A 17,453-nucleotide genomic window follows, 5' to 3' on the forward strand; every position below is an offset into this window, starting at 1 on the left:
ATGGTGGCCGGGTCGCCCTCGACCCACGTGACGCGGGCGCAGGCCCCTTCGGCGGAACGGTGGTCGCGGTGCAGGTAGGCCACCTCCCACTCGTCGACGGTCGTGTCCCCGCCGAACATGCCCGCGGCACGCTCCCGCAGGGGCATGACGGCGTCCGCGCTCGAGCGCATCGCGTCCTCGTCCCGCCACGCGGTCGTGACGATGCAGCGGCCGCTGTCGCGGTCGGCGATGAGGGACAGACCGACGTACCCGTCCATGTCCCTGACCCGCGGCATCACCTCGTCCTGGACGTAGGAGATCCCGGACTCGACCATGCCCGGCTGACCCATGACCGTCGTGGAACGTGCGTACACGGCCCACCCTCCTTGCCTCGAGGCGGCGCCCCGACGGCGCTGCCGTCGCCCTCCAGCGTCCTCCCTGCCTCGTCCGCCGACAAGAGTCTCGAGGGGTCGGCGGCATCGGCCGGCGCCCCTCCAGTCCGGCCGGTCCGGTCAGTCCGGCCGGTCAGGTCAGTCCGGCGTCGCGGCGGCGCGGGCGGCGGCCGGCAGGGCGGCCAGGACGTGGCCGACGGCCTCGTCGTCGTGGGCCGCGGAGACGAACCACGCCTCGAAGGCGCTCGGCGGCAGGTGCACGCCCTGGGCCAGCATCGCGTGGAAGAAGCGGCGGAAGGCGTCGGTGTCCTGGGCCTTCGCGTCGTCGTAGGTGCGCACGGCGCCGTCGCGGAAGAACACCGAGAACATCGACCCGGCCCACTGGACGCGGTGCGGGACCGACGCGGCCGACAGCTCCTGCGTCACGGCGTCGGCGATGGTGTGGGCCACGACGTCGAGGCGGTCGTAGACCTCAGGGGTGCAGCCACGGAGCGTCGCGAGCCCAGCGGCGGACGCGACGGGGTTCCCCGACAGCGTGCCGGCCTGGTAGACGGGCCCCTGCGGGGCGAGGAGCGCCATGACGTCGGCCCGCCCGCCGAACGCCGCGGTGGGGAACCCGCCGCCCATGACCTTGCCGAAGGTGTAGAGGTCGGCCGGCCCGGACGGGTGGTCCTCGCAGCCGAAGTAGCCGGTGGCGGAGGCGCGGAAGCCGGTCATGACCTCGTCGGACACGAGGAGCGCGCCGTGCTGCCTCGTGACCCGGCGCAGCGCCTCGGTGAACCCCGGGGCGGGCGGCACCACGCCCATGTTGCCCGGCGCGGCCTCGGTGATCACCGCCGCGATCTCCTCCCCGCGCTCGGCGAACGCGGCCTCGAGCGCGGCGACGTCGTTGTACGGCAGGACGATCGTCTCGCCGGCGCTCGAGCGCGGCACACCGGCCGAGTCGGGGAGCGCGAACGTCGCGACGCCCGAACCCGCCGAGGCGAGCAGCGCGTCGACGTGCCCGTGGTAGCAGCCGGCGAACTTGACGACGACGTCGCGGCCGGTGAACCCCCGGGCCAGGCGGATCGCCGACATCGTGGCCTCGGTGCCGGAGTTGACGAGGCGGACCTGGTCGACGGGGTCCATCCGCGCGACGATCTCCTCGGCGAGGAGGACCTCGTTCTCGGACGGCGTGCCGAACGAGAAGCCCTGCGCCGCAGCCTGGTTCACGGCACGCAGGACCTCGGGGTGCGCGTGCCCGAGGATCATCGGGCCCCACGAGCAGATGAGGTCGACGTACCGCTTGCCGTCGGCGTCGGTGAGCCACGCACCCCGGCCGCTCGCCATGAAGCGGGGCGTGCCGCCGACGGCGCGGAAGGCGCGCACCGGCGAGTTGACGCCGCCGGGGATGACGCGTCCGGCCCGCTCGAGGAGGGCCGCCGAGGCAGGGGCGTCGGTCGTGTCGGGCGCGGTCCTGGGCTGCGAGCTCATGCCGCCATTGTGGCAACCGCCCCGCGCCCGCGATCCGGCAGGCGGTCCCGCCGACCTCAGCGGCCGCTCGCGGCCTCGGGGTCGAGGTGGTCGCGCACGATCTCCATCGCGTCGCCGATCGCCCGGAACTGGTCGCGCGTCATGATGTCGACGAGGTTGTCGCGCACGCTCTGCACGTGGACCTTTGCGATGTCGTGGACGGCGGCGAGACCACCGGCGGTCAGCACGAGCTCGACGCCCCGCTTGTCGGCCAGGCACGACTCACGCGTGACCCACCCGCGCTCCTCGAGCCGCTTGGCCGTGTGGGTCAGCCGGCTGCGCGACTGGACGACCATCGAGGCGAGCTCGGACATCCGCAGCCGGTGCTGGGGGCTCTCGGACAGCATCGAGATGATCTCGTACTCGCTCAGCTGGATGCCGGCGTCACCGAGCGCGTCGTCGAGCGCGCGCTCGAGCAGCCGCGTGCCGCGCAGGATCGCCCGCCACGACCGCTGCTCCCCGTCGTCGAGCCACCTCACGCCGTCGTCCCCTGAACCGGCCATGTGCACCTCCTGCGCCCCCTGATCGTAAGGCGTCAGGCGAGCCAGTCGGCGGCGTCGAGGGCGAAATACGTCAGCACGACCTGCGCGCCGGCGCGTCGGATCGACGTGAGTGACTCGAGGGCGGCCGCCTGCAGGTCGATCCAGCCGTTGGCGGCGGCCGCGTGGATCATCGAGTACTCGCCCGAGACCTGGTAGGCCGCCACCGGCACCGACGAGCGCTCGGCGGCCGCGGCGACGACGTCGAGGTAGCTCATCGCCGGCTTGACCATGACGAGGTCGGCGCCCTCGGCGATGTCGAGGTCGATCTCACGCAGCGACTCGACGAGGTTGGCCGGGTCCTGCTGGTACGTGCGCCGGTCGCCCTGGAGGCTCGACTGAACGGCCTCGCGGAACGGGCCGAAGAACGCCGAGGAGTACTTGGCCGCGTACGCGAGCACGACCGTGTCGGTGAGGCCCTCGTCGTCGAGGCGCCGGCGGATGACGCCCACCTGGCCGTCCATCATCCCGCTCGGCGCCACGACGTGGGCCCCGGCGCGGGCCTGCTGCACGGCCATCTCGGCGTAGATGATGTTCGTCGCGTCGTTGTCGACGCGGCCGCGGTCGTCGAGGACGCCGCAGTGGCCGTGGTCGGTGAACTCGTCGATGCACGTGTCGGCCATGATGACGAGGTCGTCGCCGACTGCGTCGCGGACGCAGCGCAGCGCGACGTTGAGGATGCCGTCGGGGTCGACGGCGCCGCTGCCGACGGCGTCCTTGTCCTGCGGGACGCCGAAGAGCATCAGCCCGCCGATGCCGGCCGCGACGGAGCGGCGCGCGACCTCGACGAGGCTGCCGAGCGTGTGGTGCACGACGCCGGGCATGCTGGCGACCGGACGCACCTCGTCGCGGCCCTCCGCGACGAACACCGGCAGGACGAGGTCGCGCGGGTGCAGCCGGGTCTCGGCGACGAGGCTGCGCAGGGCCGGGTTCTGGCGCAGCCGCCGGGGACGCTCGATCACGGCGGCCCTCAGCGGGCGCGCCGGCGCGAGGCCGGACGCTTGTCGCTCGGGCGCTGGACCGGCTGGCCGGCCTCGCGGGCCGCGACCTGCAGCCCGACGCCGTGGCCGGCGAGGGCGTCGACGAGGGCCAGGGCCGACGCCTCCTGCGCCAGGACGTCGACGCGCAGGCCGTGCTCCTGCGCGGTCTTGGCCGTGGCCGGGCCGATGCACGCGACGACCGTTGCGGCGTGGGGCTTTCCGGCGATGCCGACGAGGTTGCGCACCGTGGAGCTCGACGTGAAGAGGACGGCGTCGTAGTCCCCGCCCTTGATGGCGTCGCGGATCGACGCGGCCGGCGGGGCCGCACGGACGGTCCGGTAGGCGGTGACGTCGTCGACCTCCCAGCCCATGTCACGCAGGCCGGCGACGAGCGTCTCGGTGGCGATGTCGGCGCGGGGCAGCAGGACCCGGTTGATCGGGTCGAGGACCTCGTCGAACTCCGGCCACACCTCGAGCAGCCCCGCGGCCGACTGCTCGCCCTCGGGCACGAGGTCGGGGTTGATGCCCCACTCGCGCAGCGCCGCGGCCGTGACGCCGCCCACGGCAGCGACCTTGAGCCCGGCGAAGGCCCGCGCGTCGAGTCCGAACTCCTCGAACCGCTCGCGGACCGCGCGCACCGCGTTGACCGACGTGAAGCCGATCCACTCGTAGCGGCCGGTGACCAGGCCCTTGACGGCCTTCTCCATCTGCTGCGGCGTGCGCGGGGGCTCGACCGAGATCGTCGGGACGACGTCGGCCGTCGCGCCGTAGGCGGCGAGCCGGTCGACCATCGGGCCGGCCTGGGCCTGGGTGCGCGGCACGAGGACCTTCCAGCCGAACAGCGGCTTGGTCTCGAACCACGAGAACTCGTCGCGCAGGTCCACGTTGGGCGAGACGACCGCGAGGGAGACCTCGAGCGGCTCCCTGCCGGTGAAGAGGCGGTCGACGGCCTCGAGCGAGGACGTGACCGAGGTCTGGCGGACCGTCGTCGCGTTCGTCGTCAGGGCGACGAGCGACTCGCCGGGGCGGCCCGCGGCGAGCAGCCCGGCCAGCGCCTTGCGAATGGTCTCGGAACCGCCGAGCAGGACGACGGTGTCGGCGTCGGCCGTGTACGGCGTGAGGTCGAGGGCGGCGTGCTCCGTGGCGAGCACGTGCACGGCTCCGGTGGCCTTGGACGTCAGCGGCACGCCGGCGTACGTCGGCGCGGCGGTCACGGCGGAGACACCCGGCACGACGTCGAAGGTGAGCCCCGCCTTGCGGCACGCGCGCACCTCCTCCGCGAGGCCGTTGAACGTCGCGGGGTCGCCGTCCATGAGGCGCACGACGAGGCCCGACGGGCCCACGGCCTTGGCCGCCTTGACGACGAGCTTGGCCCGGACCGCGTGGGTCAGCTCCTGGCCCTGCTCGCCGTGGCCGGCGTCGATGATCTCGACCCCCGGGCGGGCGTGGGCGAGGACGGCGTCCTCACGGGCGACGCGGTCGATGACGACGACGTCCGCGGCGGCGAGCAGGTCGCGGGCGCGGAGGGTCAGCAGGCCCGGGTCACCCGGCCCGGACCCGACGAAGGCGACGCGTGCCGGCGAGGTCGGCAGCGTGGTGGTCGACGCCGTCTGCTCCGACGGCTGGCGAGACTGGGTCACGAAACTTGCTCCGGTCGGTGGGTGGCGTGCGGGGTGTGCTGCGGTGGTGCGGTGCTGGTGACGACGTCCAGGGGCCCGACGGCCGAGGCGTCGTTCGGGGCGTCGTTGGGGGCGCTGGTCGGGGCGTCGTTGGGGGCGCTGACGGGGGTCCCGGTCAGCTCGGCGGCGCCGTCCTCGAGGAGGATGCCCGCGAGCCGTCGGCCGAGGTCCTCGGGCTCGTCGTACCCACCGACGAGGGACCGGCGCAGCTCGCTCGCGCCGTCCTCGGTGCCGACGAACGAGCGCAGCGACAGCACGGGGCCGTCGTCGTCCTCGACGACCTCGGCGAGCGCGCCGACGGGGGCGGTGCAGCCGGCCTCGAGCGTCCGCAGCAGCGAGCGCTCGGCGAGGACGCAGGCGCGCGTGTCGGGGTCGTCGAGCGCCGTGACCGCGGCGAGCACGTCGTGTCGGTCGGAGCGGCACTCGACGGCGAGGGCCCCCTGGCCGGGCGCCGGGAGCACCTGGATCGGGTCGAGCACCTCGGTGACCTCGCCGAGCCGGCCGAGACGGGCCAGGCCGGCCCGCGCGAGGACGACCGCGTCGAGCGTGCCGGACGTGACGAGGGCGATGCGGGTGTCGACGTTGCCCCGGATCGGGCGGATCTCGACGCCCAGCCCGAGCGCGGCCAGCTGGGCGGTGCGACGCGGCGAGCCGGTGCCGACGACCGACCCGGGCGGCAGCTCGCCGAGCGTGAGCCCGTCCCGCGCGACGAGCACGTCGCGGCTGTCCTCGCGCTCGGGGACCGCGGCCACGACCAGGCCCGGCTCGGGCGTCGTCGGCAGGTCCTTGAGCGAGTGGACGGCGACGTCGATGCGTCCCTCGAGCAGCGCCCTGCGGATCGCGGCGGCGAAGACGCCGGTGCCGCCGATCGCGGTGAGCAGCGCGCCGGAGGTGTCGCCCTCGGTCGTGATCTCGACGAGCTCGACGTCGTGGCCAAGCGCCCGGAGCCGGTCTGCGACCCAGGAGGACTGGGTCCTGGCGAGGGCGGAGCGGCGGGTGCCGAGGCGCAGGGTCGTCATGCGGCACCTCCCCGCTTCGGCGGTGCCGAGACGTTGGCGACGTCCTCGGGCTGGAGGTCGAACAGCTCGCGCAGTGCGGCCGCGTAGTCGTCGCCGCTGCCCTCCATGGCGAACTCCTTGACGCGTCGGGTGGGCGTGTGGAGCAGCTTCTCGACGATGCGGTGCACCGCGAGGGCGATCTCGGCGCGGGTCCCCTCGTCGAGACCGGGCAGGCGCTGGTCGAGGCGCTCCATCTCCCCGGCCACGAGCTCGGCGGCCCGCGAGCGCAGCGCCGCGACGGTCGGCGCCACCGACTTCTCGACGCGTCGGGTCAGGTAGTCGGCGACCTCACCGGTGACCAGCTCGCGGACGCGGACGACCTGCGTGGTGTCGGCGCGGCCCTCGAGGAGGTGGCCGAGGTGCTGCAGGTCGAGCAGCGTCACGGACGGCACCGGGCTCGACCACGTCTCGGCCGGCTCGACGTCTCGGGGCAGGGCGAGGTCGACGACGACCTGCGGGCGGCCGCCGCGGCGGGCCGCCGCGGTGGCGAGGTCCGCACCCGTGACGACGTGGCCGACGGCACCGGTGCAGGTGATGACGAGGTCGGACTCGGCGAGGACGTCGGGCAGCTCGGACCAGGGCCGGGCGGTGCCGTCGGTGGCGGCGGCGAGGCGCGTCGCCCGATCCGGGGTGCGGTTGACGACGCTGAGTCGGCCGATGCCGTTGCGACGGGTCGTGGCGGCGGCCAGGCCGCTCATGGCTCCGGCGCCGACGACGGCGGCGTCACGCCCCTCGAGCGGCCCGAGCACCTGGGCGGCCTGCTCGAGCGCGATCTGCACGAGGGAGACGCTGTGGCGGTCGATGTCGGTCTCGGAGTGGGCCCGCTTGCCGACCCGCAGGGCCTGCTGGAACAGCGAGTTCAGGGACGTGCCGACCTGGCCGCGCGCCTGGGCCGCGGCGAGCGCGTCGCGCATCTGGCCGAGGACCTGCGCCTCGCCGACGGCCATGGAGTCGAGGCCGCACGCGACGGTGAAGGTGTGCGCCACCGCGGCGTCGTCGAACCGGACGTAGAGGTGGTCGGCGAGGGACTCGGCGCGCGCGGCGAGGGCCTCCGTGGGGTCGGTGGGCGGCGCGTACGACGTCCCGGTGTTCTCGGGCTGCTCGATGCCGGCGGCCAGCGCCAGCGCCTCGCCGATCGCCGCGACGGCCGGGTGGAACGCGGCGACCTCGGCGTAGACCTCGAGGCGGTTGCACGTCGACAGGACGACCGCCTCGGAGGCCGTGGCCGAGCCGAGGAGCGAGCCGGCGATGGCCGCCGCGCGGTCGGGACGCTCGGACAGCGCCTCGAGCACCGACAGGGGCGCCGTGTGGTGGGACAGGCCGATGACGAGCAGGCTCACCGCGCCACCGCCGATCGCAGCTCGCCGGCGGCCAGTGCCTTGCGCTGGGCGTGGAAGGCGAGGATCTGCAGCTCGGTGGACAGGTCGACGCGACGCACGTGGACGCCGTCGGGGACCGCGAGCACCGCCGGCGCGAAGTTGAGGATGGAGCTGATGCCGGCGCCGACGAGGGCGTCGCAGACGGCCTGCGCGGCCGGTGCCGGCGTCGCGATGACCCCGATCGCGATGGGGTCCACCGCGTGGCGCTCGGACAGCTCGGCGAGCGGACGGATGCGGACGCCGACGACGACCTCGTCGGCGAGGGCCGGGTCGTCGTCGTAGAGGCCGACGACGCGGAAACCCTTGGTGACGAAGCCCGAGTAGGAGGCGAGCGCGTGACCGAGGTTGCCCATCCCGACGATGGCGACCGGCCAGTCCTCGGTGAGGCCGAGGGCCCGGGAGATCTCGAGGGCGAGCGTCTCGACGTCGTAGCCGACGCCGCGAACGCCGTAGGAGCCGAGGTGGCTGAGGTCCTTGCGGAGCTGGGCCGAGCGCACGCCGACCTCGGCCGCGAGCTCTTCGGACGACACCGACAGCACGCCGTCCTCGGCCAGCCGGGACAGCGTCCGCAGGTACTCAGGGAGCCGCGCGACGGTTGCGTCGGGGATCTCTCGACGCAGGACAGGGTCGGCGGACACGCTTGCTCACCGGCTCCTCTCGCTGGGGCGTTCGGCACGAACGCGGAGCACGTGGGGACCCGTTCAGGCTAGACGTTTGTGAAGGCATGCACAAAGTTGACGTGACCGGCCTATCAGACGTAGGGCGCCGGCCGGGCACCGGTCCCCCACCGGGTCAGCCCAGAGCCCGCCGGAGCCGGGCCTCGTCGACCCGCCAGAAGTCGTGGCGGCGGCCGTCGACGAAGGTCACCGGGATCTGCTCGCCGTAGCGTCGCAGCAGCTCCGGGTCGTCGTCGACGGAGCGCTCCTGCCACCCGACGCCGAGGTCCGCGGCGACCCGCTCGACGACCGCCCTCGCCTCGTCGCACAGGTGGCAGCCGGCACGGCCGAGCAGGAGCACGCGGGGCGGCGGCCCGGCGCTTCCGGCGTCCGTCGCGTTGCTGCCGGGACCGGGGGACGTGCTCATGGGCCCACTCTAGGTCGCGGCGGGGCCGGGGCCCGCGCGTTACCCGTCGGTAGCAGATCGGTCACATCCGGTCGAACTGACTGCCATGAGGGCGCCGAGTCAGTCAGACTGTGACGGATGCGCCCGAGGAGGACGCCGGTCCACCGGCAGCCGCGCGGGGCCGCGCCGGGGGCGTTCCCGGCCGCGGTCGCGCTGCACCCTGCCCTCGCCACCGGAGCGGCCTCGCCCGGCAGCCGTCTCGCGCCGGGCGGCCTGCCGTCCTGGCGTTCGGCGCTCGACGCCATCTGGGCAGCCCTCGAGGACGGCGCGGGCGATCGCTTCTCCGGCGCCGGCGCGGGAAGCCCGGGCGCCGAGGGTAGCGGCGCCGGCGGCGCTGCCGGCGCGGGTGGCCGGGGTGGACGCGGCACCCGGACGCTCGAGCGCGACGTCGTCGAGCAGGCCCGGATCGCCGCCCTCGTCGAGCTGGCGCAGCGGGGCGACCGCGAGGCCTTCGCGCAGCTGTACGACGCCTACGTCGACACGGTCTTCCGCTACGTCCTCGTCCGCGTCGCGAGCCGGCAGCTGGCCGAGGACCTCACGTCCGAGACGTTCCTGCGGGCCATGCGCCGCATCGACTCGTTCACGTGGCAGGGCCGCGACATCGCCGCCTGGTTCGTCACCATCGCCCGCAACCTCATCGCCGACCACGTGAAGTCGGCCCGGTTCCGCTTCGAGGTGACCACCGCCGACATGCGCGACGCCGACGAGCGGGTCGACGCCCCCGACGCCGAGGTGCTCGCCCGGCTGCGCGACGAACGGCTCGTCGAGGCCATCCGCGGCCTCGGCTCGGACCAGGCGGAGTGCATCACCCTGCGCTTCCTGCAGGGCCTCAGCCTCGCCGACACCGCCACGGTCCTCGGCAAGTCCGAGGGCGCGGTCAAGCAGCTGCAGCTGCGGGCCACCCGGGCGCTGCGCAAGACCCTCGAGGGAGTGGACCTGTGAGGCCCGTAACGCCCTCGGCACCTGCGTCGTTCTCACGGCAGCGGGACGGTTCGTGTGGGGCCGCACCGCAGCCCCTCGCGCTCCCGGGCGCCGCGGGGCGCGCGACCCCGACCCCGATCCCGATCCCGAGGGCAGGACACGAGACGACGCACCACCCGCACCCTGCAACCGCGCCGCGCCGCACCGAGGCCGACGCGCGCCGCCGGTCCCGCGTGCCGGGCCTCGACCCGCACGTGCGGCCCGGCTCCGGTCCGGCGACCGGCCCGGCTCCAGCCACGGCAGGTGCCGCACCGGTTCCTCCGGCCCGGCGACCACGACACCGCGTCGGCCCGACGCGCCCTGACTGACCGCACGACCCGTACGACCTTCCGGCAGCACCTGACCGCACGAGAACGAAGGAGGAGAGATGGACCTCGGCCCCACGTCCGACGCCGACCTCCTCCAGCGTGCCCTCGAGGGCGAGCGGGTCACCGAGCCGGGCATCCTCGAGCTCGTCGCGGTCGTGCACGCCGTCACCGCCATCGACCAGGCGGGCCTCGCGCCGCGCCGCGAGTTCGTCGCGGACCTGCGGGCCAGGCTCCTCGAGGACGACGGCGGCCTGGCTGCTCCGGTCGTCCCGCTCGGCGGACCCGCTGACGGTGGTTCCCCGCCCGAGTCCGTGAGCCCGACGAGCGCCGGGCGCCAGGGCGTCGACCCGAGCACCGACGCTGACCCGACCACCGACGCGTACCCGAGCCCCGACGCCGACGCGGAGCCCGACCCGACGGGCGCTCCGGACGCTCGCCGCGGCGCCGGCCCGTCCGGCGGGACCGTCTCCGTCCTGCGCGTCGCGGCCCGTCCGCTGCGCTACGTCGCGGCCGCTGCCGCGGCGCTGCTCGTGGTCGGCGGCGCCCTCGGCTGGGCCTCGCGCTCCGCCCTGCCGGGTGACGCGCTCTACGGCGTCAAGCAGGTGCTCGACCGCGCTGCCGTCCAGCTGTCCGGGTCGCGCTACGACCGGGGCCTGACCTACCTCGCGCAGGCCCAGCAGCACATCGGCGAGGCCCGCGACCTCGTCGACCGCGGCGCCCCGGCCGCCGTCGACGTCGAGACCGCGCTCGACCTCGCGTCCGACGCGACGACCCGGGCGCAGACCCTCCTGCTCGAGGCCTTCCGCAGCGAGGACCGCGTCGACGCCATCACGCAGCTCGCCGACTTCTACACCCGCGCGCTGCCGCAGGTGGACGCGCTGCACGACCGGGTTCCCGCCGAGGCCCTCCCGTCGTGGCAGCGGCTGCACGACCTGCTGGTGCAGAACCGCGTCACCGTCCTGCGCGAGCTCGCCGGCTGCAGCGCCTGCGGCGGCGCCGCGACCCAGGCCCGGCAGCTGCTGTCGGCGATCCTGGGCGGGGCCCCGACGGCGAGGCCCACTGGCGTGCCGCCCGGCACGCCCCCGGCCACCCCGGTCCCGCCGCGCACCAGCGTCCCACGACAACCGGGCGCGACGGTGACCGTGCCCGGCGCCGGCGGCGTCCCGCTCCCCGGCATCGGCGTCACGGGTGGCGTGACCCTTCCCGGCAGCACGGTGCAGCTGCCGGGCGTCGGCGTCTCGACCTCCTCGGTGGCCGTCGGCGGTGGCGGAGTCACGTTGCCGGGCAGCACCGTCAGCCTGCCCGGGGTCACCGCCACGTCGGGCACCATCGGGGTCGGCGGCGGAGGCGTGTCGATCACCGGCGTCCCGTCCGTCCCCCTCCCGTCGGTGACGCTGACCGTGCCCAAGCTCCCGCTGTCGCCCACCCTGCCCAAGCTGCTCCCCTGACCCGACCGCCGAGAAGGCCATCCGCAACGCACGGCCTGGTCGACCGAACGAGTCGTTCGGTGCCGAGGGCGGGGGTGCACCGACGCGTTCGAGCCCCTGCAACGCGTTCGGCACCGAACGAGTCGTTCGGTGCTGAGGGCAGGGGTGCACCGACGCGTTCGAGCCTCTGCAACGCGTTCGGCACCGAACGAGTCGTTCGGTGCTGAGGGCGGGGGCGCACCGACGCGTTCGAGCCTCCATAACGCGTTCGGCACCGAACGAGTCGTTCGGTCGGGGTCAGGGAGGCCCGCTCGAGGGCCGGAGGGCTCAGATGAAGACGGACTTGCGCTGCATGAGCAGGCTGTAGAGCGTCTGCTGGATCGTCTCGCGGACCTGATCGGTCAGGTCGAAGACGAGCATCGGGTCGTCGGCGGCGTCCGGGCCGAAGGAGGTGGTGTCGATGGGCGGCCCGAACTCGATGAGCCACTTGCTCGGCAGCGGGATCATCCCGAGCGGGCCGAGGAGCGGGAACGTCGGCGTGATCGGCGCGTACGGCAGGCCGAGCAACCGCGCGACGGCCGGCATGTTGCCGAGGATGGGGTAGATCTCCTCCGCACCGACGATCGACACGGGCACGATGGGCACCCCGGCGCGCAGGGCGGCCGACACGAAGCCGCCCCGACCGAACCGCTGCAGCTTGTACCGCTCGCTGAACGGCTTGCCGACGCCCTTGAACCCCTCCGGCCAGACCCCGACGAGCGAGCCGCCGGCCAGCAGGCGCTCGGCGTCGGTGTTGGCCGCCAGGGTGGTGCCGGAGCGTCGGGCCATCGTGCCGATGAACGGCAGCTGGAAGACGAGGTCGGCGCCCAGCATCCGCAGGTGCCGGTGCTGCGGGTGCTCGTCGAAGACGGCGACCTGGGTCATGAGCGAGTCCATCGCCACCGTGCCCGAGTGGTTGCCGACGACGAGGGCTCCGCCCTCGGACGGGATGTTCTCGATGCCTCGGACCTCCACCCGGAACCACGAGCGGTACAGGGGGCGGAGCAGCGGCAGGTGGACGTGGACGGTGTAGTCCTCGTCGAAACCGAACTCGTCGACCGTGTAGTCGCCGGTGAGCCGACGTCGGAGGTACGCGAGCGTCTCGGCGACCTGTCGCTCGACGTCCTCGGCCGGCAGCCCCGCCGACGTCGCGGCCGCACGGAAGACGTTGACGGCCAGTTCGACGAGCTCTGCCGGTCCCGGGCGCGACTCGCTGCTGAACTCCGCCGCCTCGAGGACCGCCCCGACGAGGCGCTCGGCCTTCGACTGCAGGCCGGCCAGGCCCAGGGTCGTCGCGAGGTCGGAGGCGCCCTCGGCGTCGGCGATCGGGGGCACGGCACGCAGCCGCGTCGCCTCGCGCGCCTCCTCCGCGGACGGACCGGTCGGGGTGGTGGACGCCGTGGTCGTGGTGGTCGTGCTCGTCGTGCTCGTCGTGCTGGTTGTCGGAGTCAGCGGCACCCGGCGAGGCGGACGCGTCCGGGCGCGGGACGCGGTCGCCCCGGGTGTGCCGGGCAGCCCGGACGACGAGCCGGACGTGCCGGGCGAGCCGGGTGGGACGGCCGTCGGGTGCGCGGCCCGGGACGCCGACTCCGTGCGGCGGGCGTGGATCGCCGAACGGCTCGGCCTGGTCCGCGGTACCTCGGGAACCGCCTCCGGGGCCCAGCCACCGGTCTCGGAGTCCCGCTCGAGCGGGGGACCCGACGGCGCCTGCGCGTCCGGACCGATGGCCTCGGGCACGTCTGGGGTCTCGGTGGCCTGCTCGAGCCGCAGCCGACGCGCGGCGCTCACCTCGACGGGCTCGAGGGCGTCACCGCCGGACAGCAGCGGCGTGCCGGACCGGCGCAGCCGCTCCCCCGTCGCGCGCGCCGCGCCGGCGGCGAACACCCCGCGTCGCGGCGACGTCGCGTCGCCCGGCGTCGTGGCGCCTGGCGTCGCCGTGCCTTGCGTCATGGCCGCCGTCGTGCTCGCCTTCTTCGCCGTGGCCTTCTGCACGGCGGTCGGGCTGGTCACGGACTTCTTGGCCGTGCCCTTCTTCGCCGTGCCCTTCTTCGCTGTGCCCTTCTTCGCTGTGGCCTTCTTCGCTGTGGCCTTGCTCGTCGCGGCCTTGCTCGTCGCGGCCTTCTTCGACGCCGTCCTCGCGGCCGCCTGCCTGACCGTCGCGCGGGGCGCGCCGGCCGGCTCGGCGCCGGGACCGCCCGGTGCCGCCGGGGTCGGGGTGTCGGGGGTCTCGCGGCCGGGGCTCACGGCTGGATCCTGTCGAGGACGCGGGCGATGGCCGCAGCGGTGCCTCCGGCGGCGTCGGTCACGGCGTCGGACACACCGTCGACGCCGGGCACGGCCGGACGCAGGTGGTGTGCGTAGTCCTCGAAGGCCGAGCGCGTCGTGTACTGCGGTTCGAAGCCGAGCACGGTACGCATCCGGGAGGTGTCGAGGCCGCGTCCGAAGGCCAGGAAGGTCAGCTGGTCGTGGGAGAAGTCGGCCAGGCCGCTGCGGCGCACGATGCTGCCGAACACCCCGGCCGCCGCCAGCGGCACCGGAAGGATCGGGCGGCGCGCTATCGCCGTGCACTGGGCCACCGTGAGGAACCCGTCGGCGGCGACGTTGACGATGCCGACGGCCGGGCCGGTGGTGGCCAGGATCATCGCGGCGGTCGCGTCGTCCTCGTGGACGAACTGGAGGCGGGCGTCGTAGCCCAGCGGCACCGGCACGACCGGCAGCGCGAAGTAGTCGGTGAAGGCGGTCTTGATGCTCGGTCCGATGACGTTGGCGAACCGGAGCATCGTGATCTCGACGTCGGGCCTGCGCCGGGAGAAGCCGCGCACGTACCCCTCGACCTCGACGGAGTCCTTGCCGAAGCCGGTCCGTGGCATGGTCTTCGGGGTCATGTCCTCGCTGAACATCGCCGGGTCGCGCGGTGACGAGCCGTAGACGGCCGCCGACGACTTGACGACGAGGCGGCTCACCGACTCGGACTTCTGGCACGCGGCGAGCAGCTGCATCGTGCCGATGACGTTGATCTCCTTCTGCGTCACGCGCCCACCGGTGTCCTTCGGCGTGGCGATGACGTTCATGTGCACGACGGTGTCGACCTTCGCCTGGGCCATGATCCGCCCGATCATCGGGTTGCGGATGTCGGCGCGGACGAACTCGGCGCGCCCGATGGAGTGGCGCGGCGGGACGACGTCGACGCCGAGGATCCGCTCGACGTCCGGCTCCCCGGACAGCCGCCGGGCGTAGAGGCCGCCGAGGTACCGGGAGACGCCGGTCACCAGAACGACCTTGGGCATCGGTCCTCCAGTCCTCGGGATTCGTCGGTCAGTGGCGGTGTGCGACGGTCGGCCCGGGCGGCGGAGCGCCGGCTCCCTCGTCCATGGAGAGCCTACCCAGCACCCCGGCGTCCGCGCCGGGTGAGGCGGTGTGCGTCTCGTCGCAACCGCGCCACCGCGGTGGCCGCAGAGTCCGAGGTGGCCACGCCGGACGCGTCTGGGGGGGCCGCAGACGCGAACGACCCCCACCCGAGGTCGGGCGAGGGTCGACGGCGTTGCGGGCCGGGCCCGCGAGGGAGCGCTCCGGGAGGAGTCAGCTCACTTCTTGTTGCGACGCTGGTGACGCGTCTTGCGCAGCAGCTTGCGGTGCTTCTTCTTCGCCATCCGCTTGCGGCGCTTCTTGATGACAGAGCCCATGGTTGTCCTTGTCGTGCGACTGGAAGTGTTGACTGGTGCGTCGACCTGCGCCGACACACCGTCAGAGTGCAGTCGATGTGTCACGAGCCGAACAGGCTCCACAGCCTAGCGTGTGCCCGGCGTCGAACCCAAAAGCGGGCCGTGTCGGCTCCCGATCGGGGACCCGACGACGAGAGGGCGGTCCGGACCGTCTGGCCCGGGCCGCCCTCTGTGCGATGTGACGCTGTGTCACGCGGTGTCGATGTACGACGTCTGCAGGTACTTGTGAACCGCGTCCTCCGGGACCCGGAAGGAGCGGCCGACCCGCACGGCGGGGAGGTCCCCGCCGTGGACGAGCCGGTAGACCGTCATCTTGGACACGCGCATGATCGAGGCGACCTCGGCGACGGTCAGGAACCGCACCTCGGCGAGCTGGCGCTCATTCGACATGTGAACCCCGATCTCTAGGGCGCACCCGCGCGTCGCCGGCTTCCCCTCCGGCGAAACTGCACGCAGGTGCAAGAAGCAACACTAGGGGCAGATGTGACTGGAGGGGAAGCGATCGCACGAACGAATCGCTGAGGCGCAACTCGACACGCCGGTGGGACCCCTGTAGATCTCCCGGCAGGTCACGGCTCGAGCCGATGCAGGTCGCGCGGGAACAGCGTCACCTCGCGGATGTTCTCGGCGCCCGTGAGGCGCGCCACCCACCTTTCCAGACCGATCGCGAATCCGCCATGCGGAGGCATGCCGTGCGTGAAGGCCGCCAGGTAGCCGGCGAGGGCGGCAGGGTCGGTGCCGGTGCGGGCGAGCGCCGCGGCATAGTCCGACGGCCGGTGCAGGCGCCGCCCCCCGGTGGTCAGCTCGAGGCCCCGGAAGAGCAGGTCGAAGCTGTTGCTCCAGCGTTCGTCACCCGGCTGCGGATGCGTGTAGAACGGACGCTTGGCCATCGGGTAGCCCTCCACCCCAAGGAAGTCCGACCCGTGCTCGGCCAGCGCCCACTCCCCGAGGCCGCGCTCGTGCGCCGGGCTGAGGTCGGGCTCGTCCGGGTCCGCGCCGACGAGACGCAGCGCGTCGCGGAAGTGGACGACCGGGATCTGTTCCGGCACCTCGGGCAGCGTGATGCCGAGCAGCGCGACGGCGTCGGAGGCCTCGGCGCGGACGGCCGCGACCATGCCGGCGAGGGCCTCGCGCAGCACCGCGAGCACGTCGCGATGGTCGCGGACGAACCCGAGCTCCGCGTCGAGCGAGGTGTACTGCGCCAGGTGACGCGCCGTGTCGTGCGGTTCGGCGCGGAAGACCGGGCCGACCTCGAAGACGCGCTCGAAGACCCCGACGAGCATCTGCTTGTACAGCTGCGGGCTCTGCGCGAGGTAGGCGGTGCGCCCGAAGTAGTCGACGGTGAAGACGGTGGCCCCCGACTCGGTGGCCGTGCCGACGAGCTTCGGCGTGGCCACCTCGGTGAAGTCGAGCGCCCGCAGGGCGGCACGGAACCCGTGCAGCGACGCCGACGCGACCGCCCATGCGGCCCGGTGCCTCGGGTGCCGCAGCGTGACAGCCGCACGGTCGAGGTGCGTCGGCAGGCCGGCCCCGAACGTCGGGCGCCACAGCTCGACGGGCGGTGCCTGCGCTGGTTCGGTCAGGGCCTCGAGCACCGGCTCGACGAGCTCGGCACCCCCGGGCGCGGCGGCTGCGAGGCGGACCCGTCCGGTGACCCGGACGGTCGTCTCCTCGGGCACGTCGGCGAGCGCCGCGAGCGCCTCGGGTTCGCGCACGACGACCTGGGCCAGGCCCGAGCGGTCCCGTACGACGAGGAAGCCGACGCTGCCGAGGACGCGACGCCGGTGCACCCAGCCCATCAGCGTGGCCGGGCCACCGTCGCCGACGGTGGCGAGGTCACGCGCGAGCACGCGCGGAGCGACGGTCGTGGGTTGGGTGGGTTGCATTCCGTTCACCTCCGGAGGGTTGGTGCCCCGGAGGTGTGGGCGATGGGGAATGTCGCTGTGCCACCACACCTTCGCCGCCGCGGATCGCGCTCGGCCTCTGGTCGTGCTCGGCTCAGGATCGTCAGGCCCGTCATCGCCGTGCCGAGAAGGCTACGTGGGCTCAGTGCCGCGCTGCGAACAGATTTCCGGCTGGCTGTGGCGCCGGCGTCGCCTGGACGCAGCGCAGCGAGCGAGGAACGAGCGAGCGGAGCGGAGGAAGGCGACGGCTGAAGGGCGCCGCGGCACGCGCGCAGCGAAGCGGAGCGCCAAAGGCACGCCGTGGTGCCGGCGTCGCCTGGACGCAGCGCAGCGAGCGAGGCGCCAAAAGCACGCCGTGGCGCCGGCGTCGCCTGGACGCAGCGCAGCGAGCGAGGAACGAGCGAGCGGAGCGGAGGAAGGCGACGGCTGAAG

15 protein-coding genes and 1 pseudogene are annotated in these 17,453 nt (G+C 74.0%); 2 read left to right on the forward strand and 14 right to left on the reverse strand.

Annotation, left to right across the window (positions count from 1 at the left end):
• The 9 genes and pseudogenes from ACR9ZK_RS15085 to ACR9ZK_RS15125 form a co-directional block, all read right to left on the reverse strand.
• A pseudogene (locus ACR9ZK_RS15085) lies at positions 1-353 on the reverse strand (hypothetical protein); the annotation flags it as partial.
• Positions 354-509: 156 nt separating this feature from the next.
• Positions 510-1,844: a glutamate-1-semialdehyde 2,1-aminomutase gene (gene hemL, locus ACR9ZK_RS15090; RefSeq protein WP_481342766.1), complete on the reverse strand. Its 1,335-nt coding sequence runs from the start codon at positions 1,842-1,844 to the stop codon at positions 510-512.
• Positions 1,845-1,900: 56 nt separating this feature from the next.
• Complete coding sequence (locus ACR9ZK_RS15095; protein ID WP_481342767.1) at positions 1,901-2,386, reverse strand: MarR family winged helix-turn-helix transcriptional regulator; 486 nt, start codon at positions 2,384-2,386, stop codon at positions 1,901-1,903.
• A gap of 32 nt (positions 2,387-2,418) precedes the next feature.
• Complete coding sequence (gene hemB / locus ACR9ZK_RS15100; RefSeq protein WP_481342768.1) at positions 2,419-3,384, reverse strand: porphobilinogen synthase; 966 nt, start codon at positions 3,382-3,384, stop codon at positions 2,419-2,421.
• 8 nt (positions 3,385-3,392) lie between these two features.
• Positions 3,393-5,042 (reverse strand): bifunctional uroporphyrinogen-III C-methyltransferase/uroporphyrinogen-III synthase, encoded by a 1,650-nt coding sequence (locus ACR9ZK_RS15105; protein ID WP_481342769.1) that lies wholly within the window; start codon positions 5,040-5,042, stop codon positions 3,393-3,395.
• On the reverse strand, positions 5,039-6,100 hold the full coding sequence (hemC, locus tag ACR9ZK_RS15110; RefSeq protein WP_481342770.1) for a hydroxymethylbilane synthase: 1,062 nt from the start codon (positions 6,098-6,100) through the stop codon (positions 5,039-5,041). Before hemC ends, ACR9ZK_RS15105 begins: the two co-directional genes overlap by 4 nt.
• Positions 6,097-7,479, reverse strand: a complete 1,383-nt coding sequence (gene hemA, locus ACR9ZK_RS15115; protein ID WP_481342771.1) for a glutamyl-tRNA reductase — start codon at positions 7,477-7,479, stop codon at positions 6,097-6,099. Before hemA ends, hemC begins: the two co-directional genes overlap by 4 nt.
• Entirely contained in the window at positions 7,476-8,156 is a 681-nt protein-coding gene (locus ACR9ZK_RS15120; protein ID WP_481342772.1) for a redox-sensing transcriptional repressor Rex, read from the reverse strand. Before ACR9ZK_RS15120 ends, hemA begins: the two co-directional genes overlap by 4 nt.
• A gap of 154 nt (positions 8,157-8,310) precedes the next feature.
• Positions 8,311-8,601, reverse strand: coding sequence for a glutaredoxin family protein (locus tag ACR9ZK_RS15125; protein WP_481342773.1), 291 nt, complete (start codon positions 8,599-8,601; stop codon positions 8,311-8,313).
• 117 nt (positions 8,602-8,718) lie between these two features.
• Here ACR9ZK_RS15125 and ACR9ZK_RS15130 point away from each other — a divergent pair, with 117 nt between their 5' ends.
• On the forward strand, positions 8,719-9,582 hold the full coding sequence (locus tag ACR9ZK_RS15130; RefSeq protein ID WP_481342774.1) for an RNA polymerase sigma factor: 864 nt from the start codon (positions 8,719-8,721) through the stop codon (positions 9,580-9,582).
• A gap of 406 nt (positions 9,583-9,988) precedes the next feature.
• Positions 9,989-11,377, forward strand: coding sequence for a DUF5667 domain-containing protein (locus ACR9ZK_RS15135; RefSeq protein WP_481342775.1), 1,389 nt, complete (start codon positions 9,989-9,991; stop codon positions 11,375-11,377).
• Positions 11,378-11,683: 306 nt separating this feature from the next.
• Here ACR9ZK_RS15135 and ACR9ZK_RS15140 read toward each other — a convergent pair whose 3' ends face one another.
• The 5 genes from ACR9ZK_RS15140 to aspS form a co-directional block, all read right to left on the reverse strand.
• A complete protein-coding gene (locus tag ACR9ZK_RS15140) occupies positions 11,684-13,639 on the reverse strand; it encodes a lysophospholipid acyltransferase family protein (RefSeq protein ID WP_481342776.1) in 1,956 nt (651 codons plus the stop codon).
• Positions 13,636-14,682, reverse strand: a complete 1,047-nt coding sequence (locus ACR9ZK_RS15145; RefSeq protein WP_481342777.1) for an NAD-dependent epimerase/dehydratase family protein — start codon at positions 14,680-14,682, stop codon at positions 13,636-13,638. The genes ACR9ZK_RS15140 and ACR9ZK_RS15145 overlap by 4 nt, the downstream gene beginning before the upstream one ends.
• Positions 14,683-14,979: 297 nt before the next feature.
• Complete coding sequence (locus ACR9ZK_RS15150; protein ID WP_003792170.1) at positions 14,980-15,078, reverse strand: 30S ribosomal protein bS22; 99 nt, start codon at positions 15,076-15,078, stop codon at positions 14,980-14,982.
• A 228-nt stretch (positions 15,079-15,306) separates the two neighbouring features.
• A complete protein-coding gene (locus ACR9ZK_RS15155) occupies positions 15,307-15,507 on the reverse strand; it encodes a helix-turn-helix domain-containing protein (protein ID WP_020145054.1) in 201 nt (66 codons plus the stop codon).
• Between the two features lie 179 nt (positions 15,508-15,686).
• The gene (gene aspS, locus ACR9ZK_RS15160) at positions 15,687-17,003 is read right to left on the reverse strand and encodes an aspartate--tRNA(Asn) ligase (RefSeq protein ID WP_481342778.1); all 1,317 of its coding nucleotides are present in this window, start codon (positions 17,001-17,003) and stop codon (positions 15,687-15,689) included.
• Positions 17,004-17,453: the final 450 nt, after the last annotated feature.

The organism is Monashia sp. HAY1-5C (assembly GCF_056755255.1).